This window comes from Stenotrophomonas sp. YJH_SMC_37 (genome assembly GCF_059370035.1).
The window spans coordinates 303,559-329,344 of the sequence record NZ_JCAFTG010000003.1 but is presented as its reverse complement, the minus strand read 5'-3'; the positions used below and the strand labels follow the sequence as shown (position 1 = coordinate 329,344).

Here is a 25,786-nt window from a genome sequence, read left to right as displayed (position 1 = left end):
CGGGTGGCTACCGGCTCAGAAGCGGTAGCGGCCCTGTACGTAGAAGGTGCGCGGCGCGGCCACCATGCGGCCTGCGTTGCCATCGACGTTGCGGGTGTACCAGCGCTTGTCGGCCAGGTTGTTCACGCCCAGCGCGATCTCGCTGTCGCCCAGGCCCGGCACCTGCCAGGCCACCTGCGCGTTCCACAGGCGCACGCCCGGCACGCGGCCCACGCGCGCATCGGCGGTTTCTTCCCAGGTGTTGGCGGCGTCGGAGAACTGGCCGCTCTGGTGGGTGCTGGAGACGTTGAAGGTCCAGCCGGCCAGCGCGTAGCGGGCGCCGATGCTGTCGGTGTCGCGCGAGTAGAACGGCACGTCCAGGCCACGGTTGTCGCCGGACTGCTGGATCGCCTTGGTCCAGGTGTAGTTGGCGTACAGCTCCAGCCCGGCCAGCGCGCCGTCCTCGGCGAAGTGGTACTCCAGTGCGCTCTCCACACCCTTGTGGTCGGTGGCACCAATGTTCTGGAAGGTGGGCGGGGTGATGCCCGGTACCTGCAGGATCTGGTTGTCGAAGCGCATCTTGAACACGGTCACTTCCGCGCGCAGGGCGCCGTCCTGCCAGCGCGCGCCCAGCTCGGTGGTCCTGGCGATTTCCGGGTTCAGCGGGTTGTTGGCCGTCTGCGAATTGAGCTGGATGTTCTGCACCGGCCCGAACGAGGTGGTGTAGTTGCCGAACACGGTCAGCTGCGGGGTCAGCAGGTAGGCGATGTTGAGCGAGGGCAGGGCCTTGTCGTTGCGGCTGCTGAAGGTTGCCGCGCCACCGGCCTGGCGGCGGTCCATGTCGATCCATTCCATGCGCACGCCCGGAGTGATCCGCCATTGGCCGATCGCGATGCGGTCGTCGATGTAGAACGCATGCGCATCGGTGGCGTTGTCGAAGCGGGTGGTGGCGCTGGCCACGCCGGTGCGGCGGGTGACGGTGTAGCTGCGGTCGTTGCCGCGCTCGCGCAGGAAGCGATAGCCCGCGGTGATGTCATGCACGCTGCTGCCCCAGTGCAAGCGCTGGGTGTAGCGCGGCTCGATGCCGAGCACGCGGTAGTCGCGCGGCTGCACGGTCAGCTGGGTATTGGCGGCGTTGATCAGCGAGCTGGCTCGGCTGCTTTCGTTGTAATAGGCCAGTACCTCGAACTCGCTGTTGGCCGACAGCGTGTTGGTGTAGCCCAGGTCGACGCCGGTGCGGTGGCCCTTCCAGAAATCGGTGGGGCGGGTGTTCTGGAACGGATCGGCCTCGTACTGGTTGCGGGTCAGGCCGCCCGGGGTCAGCGAGCGCACATCGTAGTAGGACAGCTTGGCGCGCAGTTCCTGCTGTTCGTCGATCGCGTAAGCGAACTTCAGTGCGAGATCGTTGAAGCGGTCATCGCTGCCCTGGCGCCAGCCGCGGCCGTCCTGGCCGGAGTAGAGCAGGGCGGCGCCCAAGCCGTTGTCGCCGGTGCCGCCGAGGAAGGCGTTGTACTGGGCGCTGTCGCCGCCGCCATGGTCGTAGGCGGTGTAGCGCACGCCGGCTTCGCCGTGCAGGCCGGCCTCGGTGGGAATGGCGCGGGTGCTGAAGTTGATGATGCCACCGACGTTCTGCGGCCCGTAGCGCACCGCGCCGCCGCCGCGCACCACGTCGATCGACTCGATGTTGGACAGGCTGGTCGGCGCGAACGACAGCTGTGGCTGGCCATACGGCGCCACCGCCAGCGGCACGCCGTCCAACAGGACGGTCGAGCGCGGCGAGTAGCGCCCGGTGAGGCCGCGCACGCCGATGTTCAGCGACACCGAACTGCCAGCGGTGCCGGAGTTGTCGGTGACCTGCACACCCGGAATACGGCGCATGGCATCGCCGATGCTGGCCGCGCCGCTGGCCTCGATGCGCTGGCGGTCGACCACGGTGCGCGCGCCGGCAAAGCGCTTGACGCTGTCATGCAGGCCGGTACCCAGCCAGCTGCCGGAGACCTGGATGCTGTCCAGCGTGGTGGCGCCGTCCTGGGCGAAGGCACGGGTGGTCGGGAGCAGGCACAGGGCGAGGGCGGCGGCCAGGGGCAGGCGGGCCGGTTGCAGGGCGAGGATGGGCATCGGTGCAGGCTGTGGAAGGTCGTAAATGAGAATTATTGCTGATTCCATTCGCTATTGGAATGCGCCTTCGGTTCATGCCGATGCCCGGTGATACAGTGGGCGATTGCTTTCTGACTCGCTGAGATCTGCCATGTCCCAAGCCGCTTTCTACCCCGTCGGAACCCCTGGCCAGCCGTGGGGAGCGGCGGAACGGGAGGTGTGGCGTGGCCGCCAGCAGCGCCTGCGTCGCTATGACGAGGAGGTGCTGCCCCGCATTGAGGCGCTGGCTTCGCGCTTCGACAAGGTGGCCTATGGTCAGCTCGACTACGCTGGCGAGACCTACACTCTGTTCGCCCTGCGCAGCCGCGATTGGAACCCGGCGCTGCCGGCTGCCCTGGTTACCGGTGGCGTGCACGGTTATGAGACCAGCGGCGTGATGGGCGCGCTGGAATTCCTCGAAAGGCACGCCGCCGACTACGCCGGCAAGGCCAATCTGCTGGTGGCACCGTGCGTGAATCCGTGGGGCTTCGAGCGCATCAACCGCTGGAACTTCGATGCGATCGACCCGAACCGCAATTTCCGCGCCGATGGCCCGGCCCGCGAGTCGACCGCGCTGATGGAGCTGATCGCACCGATCAAGGACCAGTTCGTGCTGCACATCGACCTGCACGAGACCACCGACAGCGACGAGAGCGAGTTCCGCCCGGCGCTGGCCGCGCGTGACGGCAAGCCGTTCGAGCCGGGCCTGATTCCGGATGGCTTCTACTTGGTGGACGACAGCGAGAACCCGCAGGCGGCGTTCCAGCAGGCAGTCATCGCCGCGGTGGAGAAGGTCACCCACATCGCGCCGGCCGACGACAAGGGCGAGATCATCGGTTCGCCGGTGGTGGCCCACGGCGTGATCGAGTACCCGCTGGTGAAGCTGGGCCTGTGTGCCGGCATCACCGGTGCGACCTACACCACCACCACCGAGGTCTACCCGGACAGCCCGCGGGCGACCCCGCAGCAGTGCAACGACGCCCAGGTGGCAGCGGTGTGCGCGTCGCTGGATTACGCGCTCGCCCATCGTTGACCGGTAGTGCCGGCCGCTGGCCGGCAACCACGCGACAACAGGATTGCCGGCCAGCGGCCGGCGCTACCTCACCCCAACGCGTCGGCCCACCACAGCGCCGCTGGCCCCGGCGGCGTGTCGCGGCGCCACAGCAGGTCGCTGTGGATGCGCCGCGGCCACCCGGGCAGGGTCAGTTCCACCAGTTGCCCGCGGTCGTAGCGCTGCACCAATGCGCGGGGCAGCTCGGCCCAGCCGATGCCATCCTCGGCCATCTCCATCACCATCAGGTAGTCGGTGGCGGTCCACGCCAGCCCGGTAACCGCCCGCGCATGGTCGACCTCCGCGCTCAATCGCACCTGCCGGTACCGTGCCAGCTGGGAAGCTGCGCGACGGCCGGCGTCGGCCAGCGCATGGTCGCGCGCCACATACACCGACAGTTCGCTGTGATGGGTCAACGGCCGTGCCACCAGACCATCCCGGTAGTTTTCCTGGCGCGGCAGCAGGCCCAGCGCGGCGCGACCACTGCCGACCAGTTCCAGCACGTCTTCGCCTTCGGCATCCAGCCATTCCAGTTCGATCTCGGGGAACGCTTCGGCAAAGCGCTGCAACACGCGCTGCTCCGGATCGAGCTGATACACGTCGGAGAACACCACGGTCAGCCGCGCTTCGACCGGCGCGGCCAGGCGCACGCTCAACTGCTGCAGGCGGGTATCGGCGGCGAGGATTTCCTGGGCATGGGCGAGCACCTGGCGCCCGGCTTCGGTCAGCTGCGGGTAGCGTCCACTGCGGTCGAACAGGCTGACGCCCAGGTCCGCCTCCAGGTGGGCGATGGCGGTGCTGACCGTCGATTGGGTCTTGCGCAGGCGACGCGCCGCCGCCGAGAACGATCCGAGCGCGGCCGCTTCGACGAACGCCTGCAGGGATTCAGGGGAATAGGGCATTTATCCATCGCTCCTATCGATGGTATCCATTTTGAATCGACCGTAAAAGGCGATGATACTGTCCGCCGTCGCCCCCTGTCTGCGGGGCATCCACGCACGGCGTGGATCTACTGAGGGCGGGGCGCTGTCCGCGTCCCGCAAGGAGTTTCACATGTCCCGTACTGTTCCCGCCCGTGGCGCGCTGGTCGCCTGGGCCTGCCTGACCGTGGCGATCGTTGCCGAAGTGGTCGGCACCTCGTTCATGGCCCATGCCGCCCGCGATGGTGGCTGGACCGGCTACCTGATCATGGCCGGCGCGCTGGCGTTGTCCTACTTCTTCCTGGCGCAGTCGGTGCGCCGCATTGCTGTGGGCGTGGCCTACGCGGTGTGGGAAGGCCTGGGCCTGACCCTGCTGACCGTGGTCGGCCTCACCGTGTTTGGCGAGAGTCTGTCGCTGCAGCAGCTGGCCGGCCTGATGCTGGCCGTGGCCGGCATCGTCTGCGTCACCCTCGGGGAGGCGCACTGATGAATACCCTGGCCCTGTTTTTCGTGATCTGCTCGGCGCTGATCGACGTTGCCGCCAACATGATGGTCGCCAAGTCGGAGGGCTTCCGCCGCTGGCGCTGGGGCGTCGGCGCGGTCGTCATGGTCTGGATCGCCTTCGCCCTGCTGGGCCAGGCGGTGCGCTACATGGACCTGGCCACCGCCTATGCGATGTGGGGAGCGATCGGCGTGATCGGTACCGCCACTTGCGGCCGCGTTTTGTTCGGCAACCGCCTGCGGCCGATCGGCTGGGTTGGCATCGCCCTGGTCACGGCGGCGGTACTGCTGCTCAGCACCGCCAAGTAGCAGCACGCCTTGTCGCGAGCTGGGCGGCGATTGTGCAGCGATTTGCGAAGTCGCCCCTGCTCATCGACACTGCGGTTTTCCACATGGAGTGCCCGCATGTTCAGCCACATCACCGTAGGAACGAACGACATGGAGGCCGCGCGTCGCTTCTACGACGCCCTGTTCGCCGCTATGGGGGCACGTGCGGGCGTATTCGACGAGAAGGGACGGCTGCTGTACTTCAAGGATGGGCGGATGTTCGGTGTAACCGCGCCGATCGATGGGCAGCCAGCGTGCCATGCCAACGGTGGCACCATCGGTTTCAGTCTGGGCAGTGCAGAGGCCGTGCGTGCCTGGCAGGAAGCTGGAGTGGCTCACGGTGGTACCGCCATCGAAGATCCGCCCGGCGTCCGCAACATGTCCGGTCGGCAGGTGTTCCTGGCCTATCTGCGTGACCCGGATGGCAACAAGCTGTGTGCGGTGCATGTAATGTCGTGATCGGACAGGATGCGCGTGGCCGCGCCGCAGGCGGTGCGCGCGGCCCGCGCAAGCAAGGGTGCGTCGCAGCGCGCGCGTGATACCACGGAATGAGCGGACGGGCCTGCGACCACAGGCCGCAACTTCATGCTCTGTCCACTGCGGTTCAGCCAGAATCGGTCGGCTAACCCTTTGATCTACCGGAGAACGCCGCCCCATGGAAGTACTGGAGCCGCAACAATCCCCGGTGCGCACCCTTCGGCCTGTGTTCGCCTTCGCGGCGATCGTTGTCGTGGCGTTCGCGCTGTTCGTCAGCCTGTTTCCGCTCGGCGCGGGCCGCCTTCTGCTCAAGGCACAGGACTGGGCCGCCCTCAACGTCGGCTGGTACTACCTGCTGGCCATGACCCTGTACCTGGTGTTCGTGGTGGGCGTGGCGCTGTCCAAGTACGGTGGCATCAAGCTGGGTGCCGACCATGACGAGCCGGAGTTCAGTTACCTCTCATGGGCCGGCATGCTGTTCGCCGCCGGCATCAGCATCACCCTGTTCTTCTTCTGCGTATCCGAACCGCTGACCCACTACCTGCAGCCGCCGCAGGGCGATCCGGCCGCAGGCGAGGCTGGCGCGCGCCAGGCCATGCAGCTGCTGTTCCTGCACTGGGGCCTGCACGGCTGGGGCGTGTTCGCGCTGGCGGCGATGGCGATGGCCTACTTCGCCTATCGCCACAGCCTGCCACTGGCCCTGCGCTCGGCGCTGTACCCGCTGATCGGCAAGCGCATCAATGGCCCGATCGGCTACACCGTGGATGCGCTGGGCATCGTCGCCACCGTATTCGGCATCGGTGCCGACATGGGCTTCGGCGTGCTGCACCTCAATGCCGGGTTGGCGCACCTGTTCAACATCCCGCATTCCAACCTGGTGCAGATCATGCTGGTGGTGGCGATGATGGGTGCGGCAGTGGCCGTGGCGGTCTCCGGCGTGGAGAAGGGCGTGCGCTGGATGGCCAACATCAACATGCTGCTGGCGATCGCGCTGGTGCTGTTCATGCTGTTTGCCGGGCCGACGCAGTACCTGTTCAGCACCTTGATGCAGAACCTGGGCGACTACCTGGGCAGCGTGGTCGGCAAGAGTTTCGATGTGTACGCCTATGGCGGCCGACCGGAATGGCTGGGCGGCTGGACGGTGTTCTACTGGGCCTGGTGGATCGGCTGGGCACCGTTCGTCGGCCTGTTCATCGCGCGCATCTCACGTGGCCGCACCATCCGCGAATTCGTGTTCGGGGTGCTGCTGATCCCGCTCGGCTTCACCCTGGCCTGGCTGTCGATCTTCGGCAACAGCGCGCTGGACCAGGTGCTCCACCACGGCCAGCAGCAACTGGCGCAGCTGGCGGTGGATGACCCACCGACCGTGTTGTATGCACTGCTGGATGGCTACCCGTGGAGCCGCACGGTGATCGCGGTGACGGTGCTGGTGAGCTTCATCTTCTTCGTGACCTCCGCTGACTCGGGGGCGGTGGTGTTGTCCACGCTGTCCTCGCATGGCGGCGCACCCGAGGATGATGGTCCGCGTTGGCTGCGGGTGTTCTGGGGCACGGTGATCGCGGTGCTGACCGCGGGCCTGTTGCTGGCCGGCAGTATCGACGCACTGAAATCGGCGGTGGTGCTGGCGTCGTTGCCGTTCTCGGCGATCCTGTTGTTGATGATGTGGGGGCTGACCCGCGCCTTCAGTGACGAATCGCACCGCAAGCGCGCGCTGCAGTACCGGCCATCGCCGTTGATCGGAGACGATCGCCATCACCAGGGCTGGCGCCAGCGCCTGAGCCAGGCGATGCATTTCCCGGTGCGCGACCAGGTCTACCGCTTCATGGATGACACGGTGAAGCCGGCGATGGAAGCGGTGGCCGAGCAGCTGCGCGGGCAGGGCTGGGACGTGGCCACGCGCTTCGAGGCGGGCGACATGGAGTTGACGGTCAACCATGGCGAGCAGCAGGACTTCCTGTACCGGGTGATCCTGAGCGGTTACCTGACCCCGTCGTTCGCCGCACAGCAGCTGCGCAACCAGCGCTACTACCGCGCCGAGGTGCACCTGTTCGAAGGCAGCCAGGACTACGACCTGGTGGGCTACAGCCGCAAGCAGATCATCAACGACATCATCAGCCAGTACGAACGGCACCTGCAGTTCCTGCACCTGAGCCGGTGATGCACATTGATGGTAGTGCCGGCCGCTGGCCGGCAACGCGTACGGGGCGGCGCATCACCGCCGCCCCGTTGGTGCATCAGAACCGGTAGCGCGCGCCCAGCGAGACGAACTGCCCGCGCAGGTTGTACTGGCTGATGTCGAAGCCGTTGGAGCCACCGGCCGGGTCGAACGGCGGGTCCTTGTCGGTCAGGTTCAGCACCGACAGCGACAGCGTGGTGTTGGCAATCCCTTCGTACGCCACGTACAGGTCCAGCTGGTGGTACGGCTTGACGCGGTCGCGCAGGCCCGGGTTGCTGGTCGCCGTCGCCACGCGCTGGTCGTAGCCGCTCACGTACTGCAGGCTCAGCGTGCTGCTCCAGTCACCGACCGCCCAGTTCAGCGACGTGGTGCCGCGGGTGCGCGGCAGCGCGCCGTGGCGGTTGTTGCCGGCCCCGTCATAGGGCGACTGGCCGGCCACCAGCGGCTGCTTGAAACTGAGCAGGTGGGTCCAGCTGCCGGCCACGGTGAAGTTGCCCCAGCCGTCGGTACGGAAGATGCGGCTGGCGTCCAGATCCAGGCCCGAGGTGGTCAGTTCGCCCTGGTTGGCGTACTGGTTGGTGATGAACTGGATGCGTCCCTGCGCATCACGTTGCACGCGACCGGGGAACAGCGTCGGGTTGTCGACGATGAACTGCGCGCTGTCCGGCTTGACCAGGTTGTCCTGCTCGATGCGGTACCAGTCCACGCCGATGCTGGTATCACCATCCGGCGACCACACTGCACCCACGTTGAAATTGCGCGAGCGCTCCGCCTTCAGATCCGGGTTGCCGGTGCGGATATTGGTCACGCCACGGCTGCCGCCCGGTTGCAGCGGATCCAGCGGATCGATCACCGAGCCGTAGCTGACGGTCTGGCCCGGCGCGATCTCCGGCAGCGAGGGGGCGCGGAAGCCACGCGAGAACGAACCACGCAGCAGCAGGCTGTCCAGCGGCTGCCAGCGCAATGCCACCTTCGGCGAGAACGCCTTGCCGAAGTCATCGTAGTGGTCGCCGCGGCCCGCAACCTGCAGTTCCAGCGTGCGGTGCAGCGGCACGCTCAGTTCGGCATAGGCGGCGCTGATCTGTCGTTCGCCGTTGACCACGTTGATCGCCGGGCGCAGTTCGGTGCCCGACAGCACCTGTGCACTGGTACGCGCATCCAGCGACTCCTTGCGGGACTCGGCGCCCCAGGCGAAGCCGACCGCACCGGCCGGCAGCTCCCACAGCGAGGTCGAGGCCTTCACGTTCAATGAGTGCAGCCTGTACCAGCCCGGGCGCTTGGTCTGCAGGCGCAGTGCATCCAGCGCGCCCGGCGTGCTGGACGGGTTGAGGAAGTTGTAGCTGCCATCGCGCAGGATCTGCTCGAACGCATAGCGATTGACGAAGTTGTCGACGTACTCGCGCTGTGCACTCTGCGAGGTCAGCGCTGCCACTTCCCAGTCCCAGCGTTCGCCGCTGCCGCGCACGCCCGCCAGGGCACGGTAGAACACCTGCGTGTTGTGCTTCAGGCGCGGGCCGAGGTCGAAGAAGGTGTACTCGAACGGCAGTGGCGTGCTGCCAGGGTTGTTGGGATGGCCGACCGGCAGCACCGCCGGCACGTCGATCAGCGTGCCGGTGGCCGGGTTGTAGGCACGCAGGCCGGGGCCAAAGGTCAGCGGCGCACTGAAGATCTGGTCGGCCTTGTTGTGGCTGTACAGCACGTCGGCGAAGGCTTCGACGCTGTCGTTGAAGCGGTAGGTCGCGCTCAACGACGCCTGCAGGCGCTCGGCGCCGGGCTGCAAGGTCTTGAACGGCTGCGCGTTGAAGGCGCAGGCCTGGCCGGGCAGGGTGCTGCCGAAATCGCTGTAGGGACGCAGCTGACTGCCATCCGGGCAGTTGGCGAACGGTTGCGGCGCGCGCGGGTTGGACAGCCAATTGCCACCGGCGGTGGACCAGCCGGCCAGGCGTCCGCCGGGCTTGTCGCGGAAATCGCCGCTGCGGGTATAGGCGCGCTGGTCGGCGTCGAGGCGATCACGCTTGAGCAGGTCCAGCCCGAACAGCACGTTCCAGCCCTGCTGCTCCAGGTCGCCGAAGCCGGCCAGCAGGTTGGCCTTGCGTTCGTCCAGGCCGCCCTGGGTGGCGGTACCGAAGCCGCCGCCCACTTCCACGCCCTGGAAGTTCTTGCGCAGGATGATGTTGATGACACCGGCGATGGCGTCGGAGCCATACACCGCCGAGGCGCCGTCCTTCAGCACTTCGATGCGTTCCACCGCGCTGATCGGCAGCGCGTTGAGGTCGACGAAGGTGTCCTGGGTATTGAGCGCGAAGCCGAAGTTGGACACGCGGTAGCCGTTGACCAGCACCAGTGTGTTCTTCGGCGACAGGCCACGCAGGCCGATCGAGGCGGAGCCGGCGGCGAAGCTGCCGGTGTACTGCTCGTCGAAGCTGTTGCCGGCATTGGCCGACAGGTTGCGCAGTACGTCGGTGAGGGTGGAGCGGCCGGTCTGCTCGATCTGTTCGCGGCTGACGATCTGCACCGGGTTCGGCCCGGCGGTATCGCTGCGCTTGATGTTGGAACCGGTCACCAGCACGGTGCCCAGGGTGGTGCTGTCCTTGCCGGTGTCGGCGGATTCAGCGGCGCTGGCAGCGCCGGCGGTGAGGCCCAGCGCGATCGCGCCGGCAAGCAGGTTCAGGGTGGTGCGGTACATGGAAGCGACAACGCCGAACGGGGGAGGAGCCGTCAGTACCGCATGCAGGTACATGCACCTTCCAATGACGAAAGCGCATTCAGTTATACATCACAGGTTCTTAACGAAAGTAAGCGCTCTCGGCGGCGCGGTCTGTGCTTCGGTGGGTGCGGACCGTCGGTCCGCACGCCCCTGTAGAGCCGAGCCTACGCTCGGCTCCACACACTGGCCGGAAATCAGCCGAGCATGGCTCGGCTCTACAGAACGCAATGTCAGACGATCACGGCCGCAGCAGCACCTTGCCGTTGCGGCCCGAACCGGCCCCGGCCTTCGCCGCTTGGGCGATGTCGTCCAGCGCGAAGATCTGCTCCACCGGCAAGGTCAGTTCGCCGCTCGCCGCACGCTTCAGCAGTTCGCCAACCAGCCGGCGCTTGTCCTCCACGGCCATCGCCTGGCTGACCTTGCTGCCCCAGAAACCCTTCACCGTGGCCTCCTTGTAGATCAGGCCGCCGGCTGGAATGTGCATCGGCTCGCCGCTCATCACCCCGAACGACACCAGCGTGCCGTGGTGGCCGAGCAGGTCGACCAGGTCACCGCTGGCGTCGCCGCCGATGGAATCCACGGCGGCCGCCGCCTGTGCTTCGCCGGTCGCTTCACGAACGCGATCCTTCCAGCCGTCCACCGAGGTGTCGAACACATGATCGATGCCCAGCGCCTGCAACTGCGCGACCGCATCGGCGTTGCGCACCAAGTTGGCCACATGCACGCCACGCGCCTTTGCCAACATGGCCAGCGACTTGCCGACCGCGCCGTTGGCGGTGTTCTGCACGATCCACTGGCCCGGCTCGACGTGCAGGAACTCCAGCAGCATCAGCGCGCTCAGCGGCATCGCAATCAGCTGCGCGGCCATTTCGTCCGGGATCGCCTCCGGCATCGGAATCACCATGCGTACCGGCGCGATGAAGGCCTCGGCCCAGGTACCGTGTACCGAGGCTGCGGCGACGCGCTGGCCGATCTGCAGGCCGTCGACACCATCGCCGAGTGCATCGACCACGCCCAGCGCTTCACTGCCACCGATCGCCGGCAGGGTCGGCTTGTAGCCGTAGAGGCCGCGCACGGTCAGCAGGTCGTGATTGTGGATCGAGGCCAGCACGGTGCGGATGCGCACCTCGCCGGGACCAGGCTCGGGCAGGGCGGCATCGGCAATGGCGAGGACGTCGGCCGGGTTGCCGAAGGAGGAGTACTGGGCAGCGCGCATGGGCGGTGTTCCGGGGAAAGTGGATGTTGTACCGAACTGGGGACGCAGGGCATGTCGACAAGGCGTCGCTGCTGCAACACGGCATCCTGCGACTGATCGTCGCGACATGTGCTGATTACCGCATCTTGTGTTGACGGTTCGGGATATCCCCACTATGTTGTGGCCGTCACTCCCGGTCAGCCGCCGCCGCCGGACATGCAGCAAACGTCCCGCGGCCCGCCCCTGAAGGCTTGCCGTGTCGACGCGGCCGCCATCGTGCGGACGCAGGTCGCCCCCACGGCCCGGATACCGGCCGCAGGCGCAGGCAGATGCCGACGACCTACGTTCCCGTGCCCTGGCAATCCACCCGTTCGCCCCGTGCGCCGGTATCGCGTTCAGGGCCGCCATGGCATCGACCGCCAACGCGCGTGCGAGCCTGGAGTTTCACCACCATGACCGACAGTACCTTCCGCGTGGCCGATCTGGCCGGCGCCGGCGACGCCTTGCGCGCCGGTGGCGAGCGCGTGCCGACCTGGATCACCAAGGAGGCCGGCAACCGCCGCCTGCCGTTCGAGGCCGAGCGCCTGCAGCGCAGCATCGACGCCGTGCATGCCGAGTTCCCGCAGCTGGACGTGAGCGACTATCGCCGCGTGGTGCAGGCGATGGTCGAGCGCAAACCGAGCATCAGCGCCGACGACCTGGTCGATCTGCTGATCCGTGAGGCCGAATCGCGCGTGGACCTGGTTGCACCCGAGTGGGAACAGTTTGCCGCGCGCATCTACCTGCGTCGCCTGTACAAGCGCGCCAGCCGCAACCGCTTCTACGATGTCGGCCTGAAGTACGGTTCGTATGTGGGCCTGCAGGAGAGCCTGGCTGACCGCGGCATCTACAGCAACGACATCCTGCGCTGCTATTCCAAGGAAGAGCTGCAGCAGGCCGGCGAGATGATCGACCCGGAGCGCGACCGCCTGTTCGCGTACAACGGCCTGTACCTGCTGGCCACGCGCTACCTGGCCAGCGATCGCAGCCGCGAGGTCTACGAACTGCCGCAGGAGCGCTGGCTGACCATTGCGCTGTACCTGATGCAGGAGGAAAAGCCGCGCGAACGGCGCATGCAGCTGGTCGGTGAGGCGTACTGGGCGCTGTCCAACCTGTACATGACGGTGGCCACGCCGACCCTGGCCAACGCCGGCAAGGTCGGCGGCCAGCTGTCCAGCTGCTTCATCGACACGGTGGACGACAGCCTGCAGGGCATCTATGACTCCAACACCGATATCGCCCGCGTGTCCAAGCACGGTGGCGGCGTCGGCGCCTACCTGGGCTATGTGCGCAGCAGCGGCGCGCCGATACGGGGCGTGGCCAATTCCTCCGGCGGCGTGGTGCCGTGGATCAAGCAGCTCAACAACACCGCGGTGTCGGTCGACCAGCTTGGCCAGCGCAAGGGCGCGGTGGCGGTGTACCTGGACATCTGGCACCGCGATATCGAGGCCTTCCTGGATCTGCGCCTGAACAACGGCGACCAGCGCCTGCGCGCGCACGATGTGTTCACCTCGGTGTGCGTGCCCGACCTGTTCATGGAAGCGGTCGAGCGCCGCGCCGACTGGTACCTGTTCGACCCGCACGAGGTGAAGCAGGCCAAGGGCTGGTACCTGCAGGACTTCTACGATGAGACGCGCGGCGCGGGCAGCTTCCGCGACCGCTATGCCGAGTTGGTGGCCGATGAGCGCATCAGCCGCCGAACGGTGAAGGCGATCGATCTGTTCAAGCGGATCATGCTCAGCCAGTTGGAGACCGGCAATCCGTTCCTGTTCTACCGCGACGAGGTCAACCGCCGGAACCCGAACAAGCACGCGGGCATGATCTATTCCAGCAACCTGTGCACCGAGATCCTGCAGAACATGAGCCCGACGCGGATGATCCAGGAGATCGTCAGCGGCGACCAGATCGTCACCACGCGCCGCGCCGGTGACTTCGTGGTCTGCAATCTGTCCTCGATCAACCTCGGCCGGGCAATCAGTGCGCCGGATGACCTGCTGGCCACCGACGTGCTGGAGCGCCTGATCCCGATCCAGGTGCGCATGCTCGACAACGTGATTGACCTCAACGCGCTGCCGGTGCCGCAGGCCACCATCACCAACCGCAAGTACCGCGCCATCGGCCTGGGCACGTTCGGTTGGCACCACCTGCTGGCGCAACAGGCGATCCAGTGGGAATCACCGGATGCCGAGGATTTGGCCGACCGTCTCTACGAGCGCATCAACTTCCTGACCATCCAGGCCAGCGCGCAGCTGGCGAAGGAGAAGGGCAGCTACCCGATGTTCGCCGGCAGCGATTGGCACAACGGATGCTATTTCAGTGACCGCGGCTACAGCGGCGCCGCGTGGGACAGCCTGGCCCGCGAGGTTGCCACGCACGGCCTGCGTAACGGCTGGCTGCTGGCCGTCGCGCCGAACATGAGCACCGCGCAGATTGCCGGTTCCACCGCGTCGATCGACCCTATCTACAGCGCGTTCTACTACGAGGAAAAGAAGGACTTCCGGCGGCCGGTGGCGGCTCCGGGCCTGTCGCTGGAAACCTGGCCGTACTACGAGAAGGGGGCGTACAAGGTCGACCAGTTCGCCAGCGTGCGCCAGAACGCGCGCCGCCAGCGCCATGTCGACCAGTCGATCAGCTTCAACCTGTATGTGCCGAGCACGATCCGCGCTAGCACCCTGCTGGAGCTGCACCTGAGCGCCTGGCGCGAAGGCCTGAAGACCACCTACTACGTGCGCTCCAACGACATCGACATCAGCGATTGCGAGTGGTGCGCCAGCTGACCATCCACGGTAGCGCCGGGCCACGCCCGGCGAGCGCATCGCGCGGCCGTCGCACATTCCGCCGGGCATGGCCCGGCGCTACCCCCTGCAGGTAAGACCATGGCAACTCCCCTCGACCGCATCAAGATCCTCGAACCGCGCCATCCCAACCGCAGCACCGGCATCATCAACGGCCGTACCAGCGGCATCCTCAACTGGAACGATATCCCGTATCCGTCCTTCTATCGGGCCTACAAGGAGCTGTCGACCAACTTCTGGATTCCCGACGAGGTCGACATGAAGCTCGATGCCCGCCAGTACGGCGAGCTCAACGCACGTGAAAAGAACGCCTACGATTCGATCATCGGCCTGCTGGCCACGCTCGACTCACCGCAGACCCGTTTCATCTACAACGTCGCCGAGTACATCACCGACCCGGCCGCGCACGCCAATGCCGCGATCATCGGCCAGCAGGAAGTGATCCACAACGAGAGTTACAGCTATGTGCTGGCCTCGATCACCGACCTGCCGAACCAGAACCGCATCTTCGAGATCGCCCGCACCCACCCGACCATCATCAAGCGCAATGCGCCGATCATGGGCGCGTATGACGATTTCATGCGCGAGAAGACCGCCGAGACCCTGCTCAAGTCGCTGATCCAGTCCTCGATCCTGGAGGGCATCAATTTCTATTCCGGGTTCGCGTACTTCTACAACATGGTGCGGCAGAACCGCATGAACGGCACCGGCAAGATCATCAGCTTCATCAACCGCGACGAGCTGGCGCATACCAAATTCATCAGCGAGCTGATCCGCGCCATCATCGGCGAGAATCCCGAGCTGCAGACCAACGAGCTGACCGCCTACGTACACCAATCGTTCGAGCATGCCATCGAGCTGGAGACGCAGTGGTCGTCGGAGGTGCTGGATGGTATCGACGGCATCGACGTGGACGAGATGGTGCGCTACGTGAAGTACCGCGCCAACAAGATGGCCGGCATGCTCGGCATCGAGCGCCTGTACATCGACACCACCGACAACGTGATGCCGTGGATCAAGGCCTACGCCGACAACTTCACCGAGACCAAGACCGACTTCTTCGAGATGCGCAATGCAAGTTACAAGAAGACCAACGTCGACAACGGCTTCGACGATCTCTGAGCCTGGCGCCGTGCTGAGCATCCTGGTGGTGGTCGCCTCCCTGAGCGGCAACACCCGCGAACTCGGCCGGCAGATTGCCGAACGCTGCCGCGTTGCCGGTCATGCGGTGTACTGGCAGGAGGCCGACGACCTGCGCCAGGCACCGCCGCTGGCGGCCGATGAGGCCGACCTGGTGCTGCTGGGCTGCTGGACCGACAACGCCGGCCGCACGCCGGCGGAGATGAAGGCATGGGTGGCCGGCATCGCCGAGCGCGGCGAGCGGCCACGGCAGCTGGCGGTGTTCGGCACCGGCGAAACGCAGTGGGGGCAGGAGTACTACTGCGGCGCCGTGCACCGGCTGATCCGCTATTTCCGCAGCGACTATCCGCCGCTCGAGATCGAGCAGATGCCGCATGGCGAGCGTCACGCCGCAGCCATCGACGCCTGGACCGATACGGTCCTGGCCCACTACTGGAGCAACCCCGATGCAGATCATCGACGCCACCACGCCTGAGCAGTTCCAGCAGCTGCTGGCCGAACATCCGCGGGTGCTGGTGGATTTCCACAAGGACCAGTGCCCGGGCTGCCGGATGCTGGAGATGTCGTTGCATCGCGTGGCCAACAGCGTGGCGGGACAGGGCACGACCCTGCTGCGCGTGCAGCTGGAGGTGCTGGGTGAGGCGTTCTTCAGGGAGCTGGGACTGCGGCAGACGCCGACGCTGTCCCTGTTCCGTGATGGTAACGAACGCACGCGCCTGGCCGGGTTCCAGTCGCCGCAGCAGATCGAGGCCGCGATCGCGTTGCATTTGTAGAGCCGAGCCCATGCTCGGCTGCCGTTCGCGCGGTGAGCGATGAGTCGAGCATGGCTCGACTCTACAAGGGCATCCACGCGTGGCGTGGATCTACCGGGGCAGGGTCCGTGGTTTGGCGTCAGGCTCCGCTGAAGGTATCCACCAGCAGCTTCACGTTCAACACCACGATCACCAGCGCGATCACCCAGGCGATCGCGCCGAGCCAGCGCGGTGCCACCAGCGCCCCCATCGTCACCTTGTCGGTCACGATCCGCACCAGCGGGATGATCGCAAACGGCAGCTGCATCGACAGCACCACCTGGCTCAGCACCAGCAGCTTCACCGCGCCCTGGTCGCCGAACAGCAGGATCACCACCACCACCGGAATGATCGCCAGCGCGCGCGTGATCAGCCGACGCAGCCACGGCGGCAGGCGCAGGTGCAGGAAGCCTTCCATCACGATCTGGCCGGCCAGCGTGGCGGTCACTGTCGAATTCAGGCCCGAGGCCAGCAGGGCAATCGCAAACAGTGTCGCCGCCGCGCCCACGCCCAGCATCGGCGCCAGCAGCTGGTGCGCCTGCTCGATGTCTTCCACATCGAAACGGCCATTGGCATGGAACACCGCCGCCGCCAGGATCAGGATGCTGGCGTTGATGAACAGTGCCAGCGTCAGCGCGAGGGTGCTGTCGGTCACCGCCCAGCGCAGCGCGCTGCGACGGCCCTCGTCGGTGCGCGGATAGGCGCGGGTCTGCACGATGGAAGAATGCAGGTACAGGTTATGCGGCATAACCGTGGCGCCGATGATGCCGATGGCGATGTACAGCGCGTGCGGATCAGTCACTACCTGCGCGCGCGGAATGAATCCGCCCAGCACGTCCATCACCGGCGGTGCGGCCAGCGCGATCTGCACCATGAAGCAGCCGAAGATCACCATCAGCAGCGCGATCACGAAGGCTTCCAGCGCACGGAAGCCGCGGTTCATCAGCAGCAGGACCAGCAGCGTATCCAGCGCGGTGATCACCGCGCCCCACAGCAGCGGCAGGTCGAACAGCAGCTTCAATGCGATCGCGGTGCCGATCACCTCGGCCAGGTCGCAGGCGATGATCGCTGCCTCGCACAGCGCCCACAGCGCCAGGTTCACCGGCTTCGGGTACCGCGCGCGGCAGGCCTGCGCCAGATCCATGCCGGTGGCGATGCCCAGCCGTGCCGACAGCGCCTGCAGGATCACCGCCATCAGGTTGGAGATGAGGATGACCGACAGCAGCAGGTAGCCGAAGCGCGAACCGCCGGCGAGGTCGGTGGCCCAGTTGCCTGGGTCCATGTAGCCGACCGAGATCATGTAGCCCGGGCCGAGGAAGGCCAGCAGGCGGAACCACCAGTGCCCCTTGTCGGGTACCGCCACCGAGGCATTGAGCGCGCCCAGGCTGGCCGGGGTGGAGGCCGAAGGGTCGTGGGGCGCCAGGGTGTTCATGGGTCCGAATATAGCTCCTGCTATAGTCATTAGCAATGTGAAACAATCGTCTTTATCGCGTTACTGGTCCAGAATTCAGTTTCAAACCCGGAGTAGACCGGAAGGACAGGCGCAGGCGTGGGCAAGACCGACGATTCGACATCGCTGAAAAGCACCCCCTTGATCGAGGCTGAGCGCCAGGTCGAGAGCTTCCGGCAAGTGCGCGAAGCGCACCGGATGGAGCTGGTGGAGGACTATGTCGAGCTGATCTCGGACCTGCTGGCCGACGGCGGCGAGGCCCGCCAGGTCGACATCGCCACCCGCCTGGGCGTGGCCCAGCCCACCGTGGCGAAGATGCTGCGGCGCCTGGCCCGCGATGGCTGGGTGGTGCAGCGACCGTATCGCGGCGTGTTCCTGACCCCGGAAGGCGAGGCGCTGGCCCATGCCAGCCGCCAGCGGCACCAGACCGTGGAGCGTTTCCTGCTGGCGCTGGGCGTGGACCCTGACACGGCACGGCGTGATGCGGAGGGTATCGAGCACCATGTGAGCGAGCAGACGCTGGCGCTGTTCGAGGCGTTCGTGCGCAAGGCCGAGGGCGAGGCGCCGTATCGTTAGCGCCGGGCCATGCCCGGCGGGCGCGTCGCCGTGTTCATGCCTTTCGCCGGGCATGGCCCGGCGCTACCGTGGTTGGATGGCGCCGTTGGGGCAGCGCGCCTGTTCCTGCGCGCAGGCCCGTTTCGTCCATTCCTTCAACACCGCTTGCAGGCCTTCATAGCGCAGGCCTTGCCAGCCATTGGCCAGCACCGTGCCGTCGGCATCGATCAATACCAGATTCGGCGGTGCCAGCCCGGCCAATGCCTGCAGGGCCGGCATGCGCGCAGCGCGGCGCGGGTCAAGCACCGGCCACGGCATGTCCTGCGCGTGCATGTAGCGGCGCAGCGCGCTCTCGCTCTCATCCTGGCTGACGTACACCGCTTCGGTATCGGCGCCGGCTTGGCGCAGGGCATCACGCACGCTGCGCAGCGTGGGTACGAAGGCATGGCACGGTGCACACCAGTCGGCACCGAAGTACAGCGCCACCAGTTTCGGCGGCTGTGTCCATTGCATCGGTCGCAGCGAGCGCTGTTCCGGCCGCATCAGCGAGGCCGAGACCTGCGCGTGCAGGTCCGCAGCCATCGCCGGTGCGGCCAGCAGCACGGCACAGGCCAGCAACAACGCTCGCAGAGCTTCAGAACGCATAGCGCAGGTTGACGTACCACGAACGCGCGAAGCGCGGCCCGTAGACATAGTCGCTGTCACGCAGCGCGCCCACTTCCAGATCTTTCTGGCGCTGATCGAACACGTTCTTGACACCCGCGGCCACCGACACTTCCTGCTGCGCCTGCGCGCCCAGATGGCGGTGCCAGCGAGCACCAAGATCGGTGACCAGGAAGGAACGCGTACGGTGCAGCTCGCCCAACCGGTTGTTCAGCACCGACATCGGCCCGGTATGGCGCAGCGCGACGAAGGTTTCCCACGGCTCGGCGGGCATCCAGCTGAGCTGCGCCAGGCCGGTCCAGCGCGGGGTCTTCAGGTAGTCGCGGCTTTCGATGATGGTGTCGCCACCGTCGCCGGTGTCGTCGAAGATGCGCTGCGGTTCGCGGAAGCGCGAGCGGTACCACGAGGCACCGGCGGTCAGGCGCCACTGCGGCGACGGCTGCCAGCCGAGGTTGGTTTCCGCCCCCAGCACGTTGGAGCCGGAGGCGTTGTAGCGCAGCTGGCTCAGTTGTCCGTCATCGCCGCGCTGGATCTCGCCCAGCGCGAAGGTGTCGCGGATGCGTGCATAGGAGGCGGTAGCATCCCAGCTCCACACTGGATTGGCCGGGTCCGAGCGCCAGTCGAAGCCGAACAGGGTGGTCAACGCGCGCTCTTCCTTCAGGCCATCGGTGTTGCGCACGCGCACCTGCTCGCCACCCAGCGTATCGACGTGCACGTCCTCGACGAAGATCTCCGGTGCACGGAAGCCGGTGGCGATGCCGGCGCGCCATTTCAGGTTGGGCGTGGCCTGCCAGGCCAGGGCGATGCGCGGCGAGAACACCGCGCTGTCCAGTTCCGAGCTCTTGTCCACGCGTGCGCCCAGTACCAGGTCGACGTTGTCACGCAGGCTCCATTCGTCCTGGATGAAGGCGCCCAGGTTGTGGAAGGTTGCATCTTCCAGCACCGCCAGGCGCTGCCCGTCACCGGTGCGGTTGTCGTCGCGCAGCGCCTCGTGCTTGTACTGCACGCCGAAGGCCAGCGCGTGCGCGCCCAGCCGCCAGTTCAACTGGCTGTCGATGTAGTGCAGCGGGTTGTGGGTGCGGCCGTATTGGCGCCACGAACGCGAGGCCGCGCTGCCGGCCACGTTGGGATCCAGCTGCGACGGGTCATAGCCGGGTGCAGACGGATCGGTAACCACGTCGCCAAGACCGCCGTAGAAACTGTCGCGGTCGATGTCGGCGAAGGCGTAGGCCAGGCGGAAATCGACGTCGGCATTGACTTCCTGATCCCACGATACGCTGCCGCGCCGGTATTTCGTATCCAGCGATTCGGCGATGTTGGCCAGGTATTCGGGCTGATCCAGTCGATTGCCGCCACGCCGGGTTTCATCGGTCACCTGCAGGTCCAGGCGCAGCCGCGTGCCCGGCGTGGGCGCGTACCAGGCCTGCAGCCCGCCGACCTTGAGGTTCTTGCGGGTGATCTCGGTGTAGCCGTCACCGTTGTAGTCGATGCCGCTGTTCCAATTGCGCTGGGCAATCACTGAAAGCCCGGCGTCGGCATCTTTCGCCACCAGGTCCAGGCGCACGTCGGCATTCTTCTGCGGTGTGCCCTTCAGGACATCCACGCCGGCCTGCACATGGCCGCCGCTGCGCGCCGGCAGCGGCGGAATCAGGTTGATCACACCGGCCACCGCACCCGGGCCGTACAGCGCCGAGCCGCCGCCCTTGACCACTTCGATGCGGTCGACGAACCCGGCCGGGATCTGTTCCAGGCCGTACACGCTGCCCAGCGTGGACAACAGCGGGATGCCATCGAACAACAGCTGGTTGTAGGAACCGGGCAGGCCCAGCAGCTGTACTTCGCTGGTGTTGCAGTTCTGGCAGTTGCTTTCCACGCGCAGGCCGTTGATCAGTTCGGCGGCGCGCGAGAAGTCGGTGGCCGCGCGCAGCGCGATGTCTTCCTTGCGCAGCACTTCGGTGCGGATCGGGACATCGGATAGCAGGCGTTCGCTGCGGGTGGCGGTGCTGACCTTGACCTGCACGCGGTCCAGCTCGGTCGGCTTCGAGGTGGCGGCCAGTGCAGGCAGCGGCGCGGCCAGGGCAATGGCGGCGGCCACGGGCAGCCGATGGAAGAGGGGCGTGGCAACGGGCATGAGGGCGTCGTCCTTGGGAGAAGAAAGGCGGCGAGGGCGACCTGGCTGACGCATATTAAAGCAGCGGCTTATTAACATAGCAATTGCTATATAACGAGGCCGAGGCCATTGCGCGTGGGGCACCAGTCGAGTCAGATCATGCGAGTGTTATAACATTACATAATGCAACCACACCCCTGCCGGTGGTCATGTCCATAGGATGGAGTTGCCGTGTAGGCGCGGTCGGATCGTCAGCCGCGACGGAATGCGGCGGGGGTCCGGGCGCCAACGATGATCATGCGGATCATCGTGGAGATCTGTTCGACCAGTTCCGGATCCTTCTCCGGCGGCAGGTCCATGGCGGTGGCACCCATCGCGAACACCAGCCGGGTGATGGCCTTGGCCACCAGTTCCGGGGCATGCAGCACGGCGCCGTCCAGTGCAGCCAGGCGCACCAGGTCGTGCTGCAGCTCTTCTTCGAAATAGTGCAGTTCGCGTTCGACCGCATGCTTGAAGTCGTCCGAGCCGACCGCGCCTTCGCGCAGCAGCACGTGCAGCAGCTTGTCGTCGGCGCGCAGCTGTTCCATGAAGGTCTCCACGGAAACGCGCACCACGCTGGTGGCGGTAGACGTGGCGCGCTGGCGGGCCTCGCCGATGATGGTGCGCAGCGAGCGGCCGGCGGCGTCGATCAGCGCCACGGCCAGTTCGTCCATGTCGCGGAACTGCCGGTAGAAGCTGTTCGGCGCAATGCCGGCCTCACGTGCCACTTCGCGCAGGCTGAGCGTGGACAGGCTGCGGTGCGGCCCGATCAGCTTCAGGGCGGCGGCCAGCAGATCCTCGCGGCTCACCGTACGGCGGGCCGGGCTGTTGGCATCTTCAGACGTCGACAAGGCAGTGGCGGCGGCCATGGGGGTTCCGGTGGGGCGAGGCTGAATCATACCCAATCCGGTTCAATATACACATGTATACACAGGTGTATGTGCGCCCGTATAGTGCGCCCATGAGCGCTGTCGTCCGTCCGTCCCTGTTCTCTCCGTACCGCTGGGTCTCGCCGTCGCTGTTCGATTTCTGGGCGGGCCAGCTCAATCCCCTGTGGACCCTGCGCGAGCCGGTGGCCCGACTGGTCCGGCGCGAGCCGGCCGGCGAGGGCGCGGCGACCCTGGTCCTGCGCACCAACCGGCACTGGGCCGGCATGCGCGCCGGCCAGCACGTCACCCTGGGCGTCGAGATTGAGGGGCGCCTGTGGCAGCGCAGCTACAGCCCTACCGCACTGGGTCGGCGCGAGCTGGCGATCACCGTCAAGGCGATCGATGGCGGCCGGGTCAGCCAGCATCTGGTAAACCATGCACAGCCGGGCGAACTGTTCCGCCTCGATGCCGCCTTCGGCGAGTTCCATATGCCGGCCGCGGCGCCGGTGCTGCTGCTGGCTGCCGGCAGTGGCATCACGCCGATGCGCAGCCTGTTGCGCGACGCCTGCCAGCGCCCGCTGGCAGCACCGGTGGACCTGTTCTATTGGGAGCGCACCGCCGCCCATCTGCAGTTCCGTGATGAACTGCAGGCGCTGGCCGCGGCGCATCCGAACCTGCGCGTACATCTGCTGACCACCCGCGAGGGTGAGGCGCCGGCCGCGCGCATCGATACCCATGATCTGCAGGTGGCCGGCGATGACACGCCGCTGGCGCAGCGCCATGTGTTGGCCTGCGGTCCGGATGGCTTCGTTGCCGCTGCGCGTGAACGCCTGGCGCACCAGGTGGCTGGCTTCCAGGCCGAAGCCTTCACCCCGCCGGCGCCGCTGCGCGATGCCAGCAGCGAAGGCGAGGTGTCGCTGACGCTTGCGCGCAGTGGCCGCCAGCTGAGCGTGCCGCGAGGCCGCTCGCTGCTGGAAAGCCTGGAAGCGCATGGCATCAAGCCCAAGCACGGTTGCCGCATGGGCATCTGCAACACCTGCACCTGTGATCGCGTCAGTGGCGCCACCCGCCACCTTCGCACCGGCGACCTGCAGTCCGAATCGGCACAGCCGGTGCGGATCTGCGTGAGCGCACCGACCACCGACCTGACTCTGGATCTCTGAGGACGCCTGCCATGACCCGCGCTACCGACCGTGCCCTGAGCACCGCCGAGATGCATGCCTTCGGTGAGGAACTCGATGCGATCCGCGACCGTGTGATCGGCAGCCTCGGCGCCTCCGATACCCGCTACATCCGCCGTGTGGCTGCCGCCGTGCGATGGTTCGGCGTGGGTGGCCGTGGCCTGCTGTTCCTGGCAGCATTCTCGCCGCTGTTCTGGATGCCGCTGCTGTGGCCGGCCGCGATCACTGGCACGCTGCTGCTGGCGCTGTCGAAGATCCTGGAGAACATGGAGCTGGGCCACAACGTGATGCACGGCCAGTTCGACTGGACCGGTGACCCCAAGCTCAATGGCAACACCTACGAGTGGGACATCGTTGCCACCGCCGACAACTGGCGCAAGACCCACAATTTCCGCCACCACACCTACACCAATGTGCGTGGCATGGACGATGACATCGGTTATGGCCTGCTGCGCATCTTCCCGGAACAGCGCTGGAAGCCGTTCTACCTGCTGCAGCCGATCATCGCGCCGATCTTCGCGCTGCTGTTCCAGTGGGGTGTGGCCGCGCAGGACCTTCGCCTTGGCCGCTGGCTGAAGGGCCGCATCAGCGGCCGTGCGATGTGGCTGCAGACCCGCCCGGTGGCGCGGAAAATGGCTCGCCAGGTGCTGAAGGACTACGTGTTCTTTCCGCTGCTGGCCGGCCCGTTCTTCCTCACCGTGATGCTGGGCAACCTGGTGGCCAACGGCCTGCGCAACATCTGGACCTACGTGATCATCTTCTGCGGCCACTTCACCGCCGAGTCGGAAACCTTCCCCAAGGAGTGCCTGCGCAATGAGTCGCGCGGCCACTGGTACCTGCGCCAGCTGCGCGGTTCGTCCAACATCAGCGGTGGCTTCCTGATCAACGTGCTGTCGGGCAACCTCAGCCACCAGATCGAGCACCATTTCTACCCGGATCTGCCGGCCAACCGCTATGCGGCCATCGCCAAGGAAGTGAAGGACATCTGCCGCCGTTACGGCCAGCACTACAACAACGGCTCGCTACCGCGTCAGTTCGGCCAGGTGGTCTGGCGCATCCTGCGTCACGCGTTCCCGAGCAAGCCGCGCCGCCTGCCGATGCCGGACATCATGTCCGCACCGGCATCGGCCAACGCGGGCTGATCGACTCAGCCCGCCTTCGCCAGGGCCGCCTGTTCGCGGTCCAGGCGTCGCAGGAACACCTGCATTTCCTTGCGTGCCTGCTGGTCGCCCTTGCTGCCGGCCACGCTCAAGCCACGCTGCCATGCTTCGCGCGCCGCCTGCGGCTGGCCACTGGCCAGCCAGGCCTTGCCCAGCAGCTTCCACGCCGCCGAGTACTGCGGATCAAGCACCACGCAACGGCCCAGATGGGTGGCCGCGCGCACAGGGTTGCCGGCATCCAGCCAGCCCTTGCCCAGGCCGAAGCGCAGCAGCGCGCCGTCCTTGCCGGCGGCGAGCATGCATTCCAGGGCTTCGATGTTCATCCGCGCACCTCCACCAGCAGTTCGGTGGGGCCGGGCTGGAAGCGGCCACGATGGAACAGCAGCGGCGCGCCGCCGTTCTCGTGCACTTCGATGATGCGGCCAGCCAGCAGCAGATGATCACCCACCGGCCACTGTGCGTGGCGGGTACAGGTGAGGTGGGCGACCGCACCGGCGATGCGTGGTGGGGCATCCTCGTCATCATCCAGCAATGCCAGGCCGTCGAAGCGGTTGCGTACCTGCGGATCGGCAAAGCGCCGCGCCAGTGCTTCCTGGTCGGCCGCCAGCACGCTGATCGCAAAGCGGGTGGCGCGCTGGAAGGTGGACAGGCTCTGCGCGTGCAACGCCAGGTTCCACAGCACCAGCGGCGGCTGCAATGACACCGGCACGAACGAATTGATGGTCAGGCCGATGGGTTTGCCCTGCGCATCGCGGGTGCAGACGATGGCCACGCCGGTAGGAAAGTGGCCGAGCAGCCGCCGCAGGGCCCGCGGCGGCATCTCGACCGACGGCACCGGGGCCGGGGAGGGGAAGACCCCCGCCCACGGCCCGGCGTACGGCAGTGTCTCGCCGCTCATGAGGCCCTGGCCTGGCGGTAGCGCCGGCCGACCTCGGCCCAGTTGATGATGTTGAAGAACGCACCGATGTAGTCCGGGCGACGGTTCTGGTAGTGCAGGTAGTAGGCGTGTTCCCAGACATCCAGTGCGAGGATCGGGGTGTTGCCGGACAGGCCCACGGCTGCACCCATCAGCGGGCTGTCCTGGTTGGCGCTGCTTTCCACCTGCAGGCGGCCATCGCGATCGCTGGTCAGCCAGGCCCAGCCGCTGCCGAAGCGGGTCTGCGCCGCCTTGGTGAAGGCCTCCTTGAAAGCATCGAAACCGCCGAGGTCACGGTCGATGGCGGCGGCCAGTTCGTCATCGGGTGCACCACCGTTGGTGCTGAGCACGGTCCAGAACAGGCTGTGGTTGGCGTGGCCGCCGCCGTTGTTGCGGATGGCGCCGCGCTGCGCCTCGGGCACGGCATCGAGGTTGGCGATCAGCGCCTCGACCGGCTGCTCGGCGATGCCGGCCTGCTCGATGGCGGCGTTGAGGTTGTTGACGTAGGCCTGGTGGTGCTTGCTGTGGTGGATCTCCATCGTGCGCGCATCGAAATGCGGCTCAAGGGCGTCGTAGGCGTAGGGGAGCGGGGGAAGCGAGTACGACATC

Annotated in this window: 23 protein-coding genes; 12 read left to right on the top strand and 11 right to left on the bottom strand. The window is 66.6% G+C overall.

Features of this window, described 5'->3' with window-relative positions; genetic code table 11:
- Window positions 1-15 precede the first annotated feature (15 nt).
- Window positions 16-2,097: a TonB-dependent siderophore receptor gene (locus tag AC5P8J_RS06200; protein ID WP_134731552.1), complete on the bottom strand. Its 2,082-nt coding sequence runs from the start codon at window positions 2,095-2,097 to the stop codon at window positions 16-18.
- A 130-nt stretch (window positions 2,098-2,227) separates the two neighbouring features.
- Between AC5P8J_RS06200 and AC5P8J_RS06195 the strand changes: the two genes are divergently transcribed.
- Window positions 2,228-3,148 (top strand): M14 family metallopeptidase, encoded by a 921-nt coding sequence (locus tag AC5P8J_RS06195; protein ID WP_134731554.1) that lies wholly within the window; start codon window positions 2,228-2,230, stop codon window positions 3,146-3,148.
- 68 nt (window positions 3,149-3,216) lie between these two features.
- Here AC5P8J_RS06195 and AC5P8J_RS06190 read toward each other — a convergent pair whose 3' ends face one another.
- The gene (locus AC5P8J_RS06190; RefSeq protein WP_495216701.1) at window positions 3,217-4,068 is read right to left on the bottom strand and encodes a LysR family transcriptional regulator; all 852 of its coding nucleotides are present in this window, start codon (window positions 4,066-4,068) and stop codon (window positions 3,217-3,219) included.
- 151 nt (window positions 4,069-4,219) lie between these two features.
- Here AC5P8J_RS06190 and AC5P8J_RS06185 point away from each other — a divergent pair, with 151 nt between their 5' ends.
- The 4 genes from AC5P8J_RS06185 (at window position 4,220) to betT (ending at window position 7,549) form a co-directional block, all read left to right on the top strand.
- Complete coding sequence (locus AC5P8J_RS06185; protein WP_134735563.1) at window positions 4,220-4,573, top strand: SMR family transporter; 354 nt, start codon at window positions 4,220-4,222, stop codon at window positions 4,571-4,573.
- Window positions 4,573-4,896, top strand: coding sequence for a DMT family transporter (locus AC5P8J_RS06180; RefSeq protein ID WP_134731558.1), 324 nt, complete (start codon window positions 4,573-4,575; stop codon window positions 4,894-4,896). The genes AC5P8J_RS06185 and AC5P8J_RS06180 overlap by 1 nt, the downstream gene beginning before the upstream one ends.
- Window positions 4,897-4,992: 96 nt before the next feature.
- A complete protein-coding gene (locus AC5P8J_RS06175) occupies window positions 4,993-5,373 on the top strand; it encodes a VOC family protein (RefSeq protein ID WP_058982339.1) in 381 nt (126 codons plus the stop codon).
- Window positions 5,374-5,569: 196 nt separating this feature from the next.
- Window positions 5,570-7,549: a choline BCCT transporter BetT gene (betT, locus tag AC5P8J_RS06170; protein WP_227853819.1), complete on the top strand. Its 1,980-nt coding sequence runs from the start codon at window positions 5,570-5,572 to the stop codon at window positions 7,547-7,549.
- Window positions 7,550-7,625: 76 nt separating this feature from the next.
- On the opposite strand, the gene AC5P8J_RS06165 is transcribed toward betT, so the two are convergent.
- Together AC5P8J_RS06165 and AC5P8J_RS06160 are read right to left on the bottom strand one after the other, a co-directional pair.
- On the bottom strand, window positions 7,626-10,253 hold the full coding sequence (locus tag AC5P8J_RS06165) for a TonB-dependent receptor (protein ID WP_495216726.1): 2,628 nt from the start codon (window positions 10,251-10,253) through the stop codon (window positions 7,626-7,628).
- Window positions 10,254-10,512: 259 nt separating this feature from the next.
- The gene (locus tag AC5P8J_RS06160) at window positions 10,513-11,490 is read right to left on the bottom strand and encodes a zinc-binding dehydrogenase (RefSeq protein ID WP_495216700.1); all 978 of its coding nucleotides are present in this window, start codon (window positions 11,488-11,490) and stop codon (window positions 10,513-10,515) included.
- A 431-nt stretch (window positions 11,491-11,921) separates the two neighbouring features.
- On the opposite strand from AC5P8J_RS06160, the gene AC5P8J_RS06155 reads away from it, so the two are divergent.
- From AC5P8J_RS06155 to AC5P8J_RS06140, 4 genes are all read left to right on the top strand, one after another.
- Window positions 11,922-14,285 (top strand): ribonucleoside-diphosphate reductase subunit alpha, encoded by a 2,364-nt coding sequence (locus AC5P8J_RS06155; protein WP_495216699.1) that lies wholly within the window; start codon window positions 11,922-11,924, stop codon window positions 14,283-14,285.
- 99 nt (window positions 14,286-14,384) lie between these two features.
- The gene (locus tag AC5P8J_RS06150) at window positions 14,385-15,425 is read left to right on the top strand and encodes a ribonucleotide-diphosphate reductase subunit beta (RefSeq protein ID WP_134731568.1); all 1,041 of its coding nucleotides are present in this window, start codon (window positions 14,385-14,387) and stop codon (window positions 15,423-15,425) included.
- Window positions 15,426-15,450: 25 nt separating this feature from the next.
- A complete protein-coding gene (locus AC5P8J_RS06145; protein ID WP_111098153.1) occupies window positions 15,451-15,918 on the top strand; it encodes a flavodoxin in 468 nt (155 codons plus the stop codon).
- Complete coding sequence (locus AC5P8J_RS06140; RefSeq protein WP_111098131.1) at window positions 15,890-16,216, top strand: thioredoxin family protein; 327 nt, start codon at window positions 15,890-15,892, stop codon at window positions 16,214-16,216. The genes AC5P8J_RS06145 and AC5P8J_RS06140 overlap by 29 nt, the downstream gene beginning before the upstream one ends.
- 118 nt (window positions 16,217-16,334) lie before the next feature.
- On the opposite strand, the gene AC5P8J_RS06135 is transcribed toward AC5P8J_RS06140, so the two are convergent.
- Window positions 16,335-17,666, bottom strand: a complete 1,332-nt coding sequence (locus tag AC5P8J_RS06135) for an Nramp family divalent metal transporter (protein WP_021204265.1) — start codon at window positions 17,664-17,666, stop codon at window positions 16,335-16,337.
- Between the two features lie 117 nt (window positions 17,667-17,783).
- Here AC5P8J_RS06135 and mntR point away from each other — a divergent pair, with 117 nt between their 5' ends.
- The gene (gene mntR, locus AC5P8J_RS06130; RefSeq protein WP_021204264.1) at window positions 17,784-18,260 is read left to right on the top strand and encodes a manganese-binding transcriptional regulator MntR; all 477 of its coding nucleotides are present in this window, start codon (window positions 17,784-17,786) and stop codon (window positions 18,258-18,260) included.
- 63 nt (window positions 18,261-18,323) lie between these two features.
- Here the strand turns inward: mntR and AC5P8J_RS06125 are convergent, their stop codons facing one another.
- The 3 genes from AC5P8J_RS06125 to fabR all read right to left on the bottom strand — a co-directional run bounded on the left by AC5P8J_RS06125 (window position 18,324) and on the right by fabR (window position 21,920).
- The gene (locus tag AC5P8J_RS06125; RefSeq protein ID WP_495216698.1) at window positions 18,324-18,884 is read right to left on the bottom strand and encodes a thioredoxin-like domain-containing protein; all 561 of its coding nucleotides are present in this window, start codon (window positions 18,882-18,884) and stop codon (window positions 18,324-18,326) included.
- A complete protein-coding gene (locus tag AC5P8J_RS06120) occupies window positions 18,874-21,033 on the bottom strand; it encodes a TonB-dependent receptor plug domain-containing protein (protein ID WP_227853040.1) in 2,160 nt (719 codons plus the stop codon). The genes AC5P8J_RS06125 and AC5P8J_RS06120 overlap by 11 nt, the downstream gene beginning before the upstream one ends.
- 230 nt (window positions 21,034-21,263) lie before the next feature.
- On the bottom strand, window positions 21,264-21,920 hold the full coding sequence (gene fabR, locus AC5P8J_RS06115; protein ID WP_021204261.1) for an HTH-type transcriptional repressor FabR: 657 nt from the start codon (window positions 21,918-21,920) through the stop codon (window positions 21,264-21,266).
- 92 nt (window positions 21,921-22,012) lie between these two features.
- On the opposite strand from fabR, the gene AC5P8J_RS06110 reads away from it, so the two are divergent.
- Together AC5P8J_RS06110 and AC5P8J_RS06105 are read left to right on the top strand one after the other, a co-directional pair.
- Entirely contained in the window at window positions 22,013-23,083 is a 1,071-nt protein-coding gene (locus tag AC5P8J_RS06110) for a ferredoxin reductase (RefSeq protein ID WP_050563255.1), read from the top strand.
- An 11-nt stretch (window positions 23,084-23,094) separates the two neighbouring features.
- Window positions 23,095-24,243 (top strand): fatty acid desaturase family protein, encoded by a 1,149-nt coding sequence (locus AC5P8J_RS06105; RefSeq protein ID WP_134731576.1) that lies wholly within the window; start codon window positions 23,095-23,097, stop codon window positions 24,241-24,243.
- Window positions 24,244-24,248: 5 nt separating this feature from the next.
- On the opposite strand, the gene AC5P8J_RS06100 is transcribed toward AC5P8J_RS06105, so the two are convergent.
- From AC5P8J_RS06100 to AC5P8J_RS06090, 3 genes are read right to left on the bottom strand one after another with little or no spacing between them, the layout of a single operon-like run.
- Entirely contained in the window at window positions 24,249-24,584 is a 336-nt protein-coding gene (locus tag AC5P8J_RS06100) for a tetratricopeptide repeat protein (RefSeq protein ID WP_053498539.1), read from the bottom strand.
- Window positions 24,581-25,159 (bottom strand): flavin reductase family protein, encoded by a 579-nt coding sequence (locus AC5P8J_RS06095; protein ID WP_164144729.1) that lies wholly within the window; start codon window positions 25,157-25,159, stop codon window positions 24,581-24,583. The genes AC5P8J_RS06100 and AC5P8J_RS06095 overlap by 4 nt, the downstream gene beginning before the upstream one ends.
- Window positions 25,156-25,785, bottom strand: coding sequence for a superoxide dismutase (locus AC5P8J_RS06090; protein ID WP_049480884.1), 630 nt, complete (start codon window positions 25,783-25,785; stop codon window positions 25,156-25,158). Before AC5P8J_RS06090 ends, AC5P8J_RS06095 begins: the two co-directional genes overlap by 4 nt.
- Between the last annotated feature and the right edge of the window lies 1 nt (window position 25,786).

Bases quoted from the DNA above. Each gene is read 5' to 3' on its own strand.
- AC5P8J_RS06120 (WP_227853040.1), bottom strand. From the start codon at position 21,033: ATGCCCGTTGCCACGCCCCTCTTCCATCGGCTGCCCGTGGCCGCCGCC.
- fabR (WP_021204261.1), bottom strand. From the start codon at position 21,920: ATGGCCGCCGCCACTGCCTTGTCGACGTCTGAAGATGCCAACAGCCCG.
- AC5P8J_RS06180 (WP_134731558.1), top strand. From the start codon at position 4,573: ATGAATACCCTGGCCCTGTTTTTCGTGATCTGCTCGGCGCTGATCGAC.
- AC5P8J_RS06140 (WP_111098131.1), top strand. From the start codon at position 15,890: ATGCAGATCATCGACGCCACCACGCCTGAGCAGTTCCAGCAGCTGCTG.
- AC5P8J_RS06125 (WP_495216698.1), bottom strand. From the start codon at position 18,884: ATGCGTTCTGAAGCTCTGCGAGCGTTGTTGCTGGCCTGTGCCGTGCTG.
- AC5P8J_RS06165 (WP_495216726.1), bottom strand. From the start codon at position 10,253: ATGTACCGCACCACCCTGAACCTGCTTGCCGGCGCGATCGCGCTGGGC.
- AC5P8J_RS06200 (WP_134731552.1), bottom strand. From the start codon at position 2,097: ATGCCCATCCTCGCCCTGCAACCGGCCCGCCTGCCCCTGGCCGCCGCC.
- AC5P8J_RS06090 (WP_049480884.1), bottom strand. From the start codon at position 25,785: ATGTCGTACTCGCTTCCCCCGCTCCCCTACGCCTACGACGCCCTTGAG.
- AC5P8J_RS06105 (WP_134731576.1), top strand. From the start codon at position 23,095: ATGACCCGCGCTACCGACCGTGCCCTGAGCACCGCCGAGATGCATGCC.
- AC5P8J_RS06160 (WP_495216700.1), bottom strand. From the start codon at position 11,490: ATGCGCGCTGCCCAGTACTCCTCCTTCGGCAACCCGGCCGACGTCCTC.
- betT (WP_227853819.1), top strand. From the start codon at position 5,570: ATGGAAGTACTGGAGCCGCAACAATCCCCGGTGCGCACCCTTCGGCCT.
- AC5P8J_RS06100 (WP_053498539.1), bottom strand. From the start codon at position 24,584: ATGAACATCGAAGCCCTGGAATGCATGCTCGCCGCCGGCAAGGACGGC.
- AC5P8J_RS06155 (WP_495216699.1), top strand. From the start codon at position 11,922: ATGACCGACAGTACCTTCCGCGTGGCCGATCTGGCCGGCGCCGGCGAC.
- AC5P8J_RS06135 (WP_021204265.1), bottom strand. From the start codon at position 17,666: ATGAACACCCTGGCGCCCCACGACCCTTCGGCCTCCACCCCGGCCAGC.
- AC5P8J_RS06190 (WP_495216701.1), bottom strand. From the start codon at position 4,068: ATGCCCTATTCCCCTGAATCCCTGCAGGCGTTCGTCGAAGCGGCCGCG.
- AC5P8J_RS06150 (WP_134731568.1), top strand. From the start codon at position 14,385: ATGGCAACTCCCCTCGACCGCATCAAGATCCTCGAACCGCGCCATCCC.
- AC5P8J_RS06185 (WP_134735563.1), top strand. From the start codon at position 4,220: ATGTCCCGTACTGTTCCCGCCCGTGGCGCGCTGGTCGCCTGGGCCTGC.
- AC5P8J_RS06110 (WP_050563255.1), top strand. From the start codon at position 22,013: ATGAGCGCTGTCGTCCGTCCGTCCCTGTTCTCTCCGTACCGCTGGGTC.
- AC5P8J_RS06095 (WP_164144729.1), bottom strand. From the start codon at position 25,159: ATGAGCGGCGAGACACTGCCGTACGCCGGGCCGTGGGCGGGGGTCTTC.
- AC5P8J_RS06195 (WP_134731554.1), top strand. From the start codon at position 2,228: ATGTCCCAAGCCGCTTTCTACCCCGTCGGAACCCCTGGCCAGCCGTGG.
- AC5P8J_RS06175 (WP_058982339.1), top strand. From the start codon at position 4,993: ATGTTCAGCCACATCACCGTAGGAACGAACGACATGGAGGCCGCGCGT.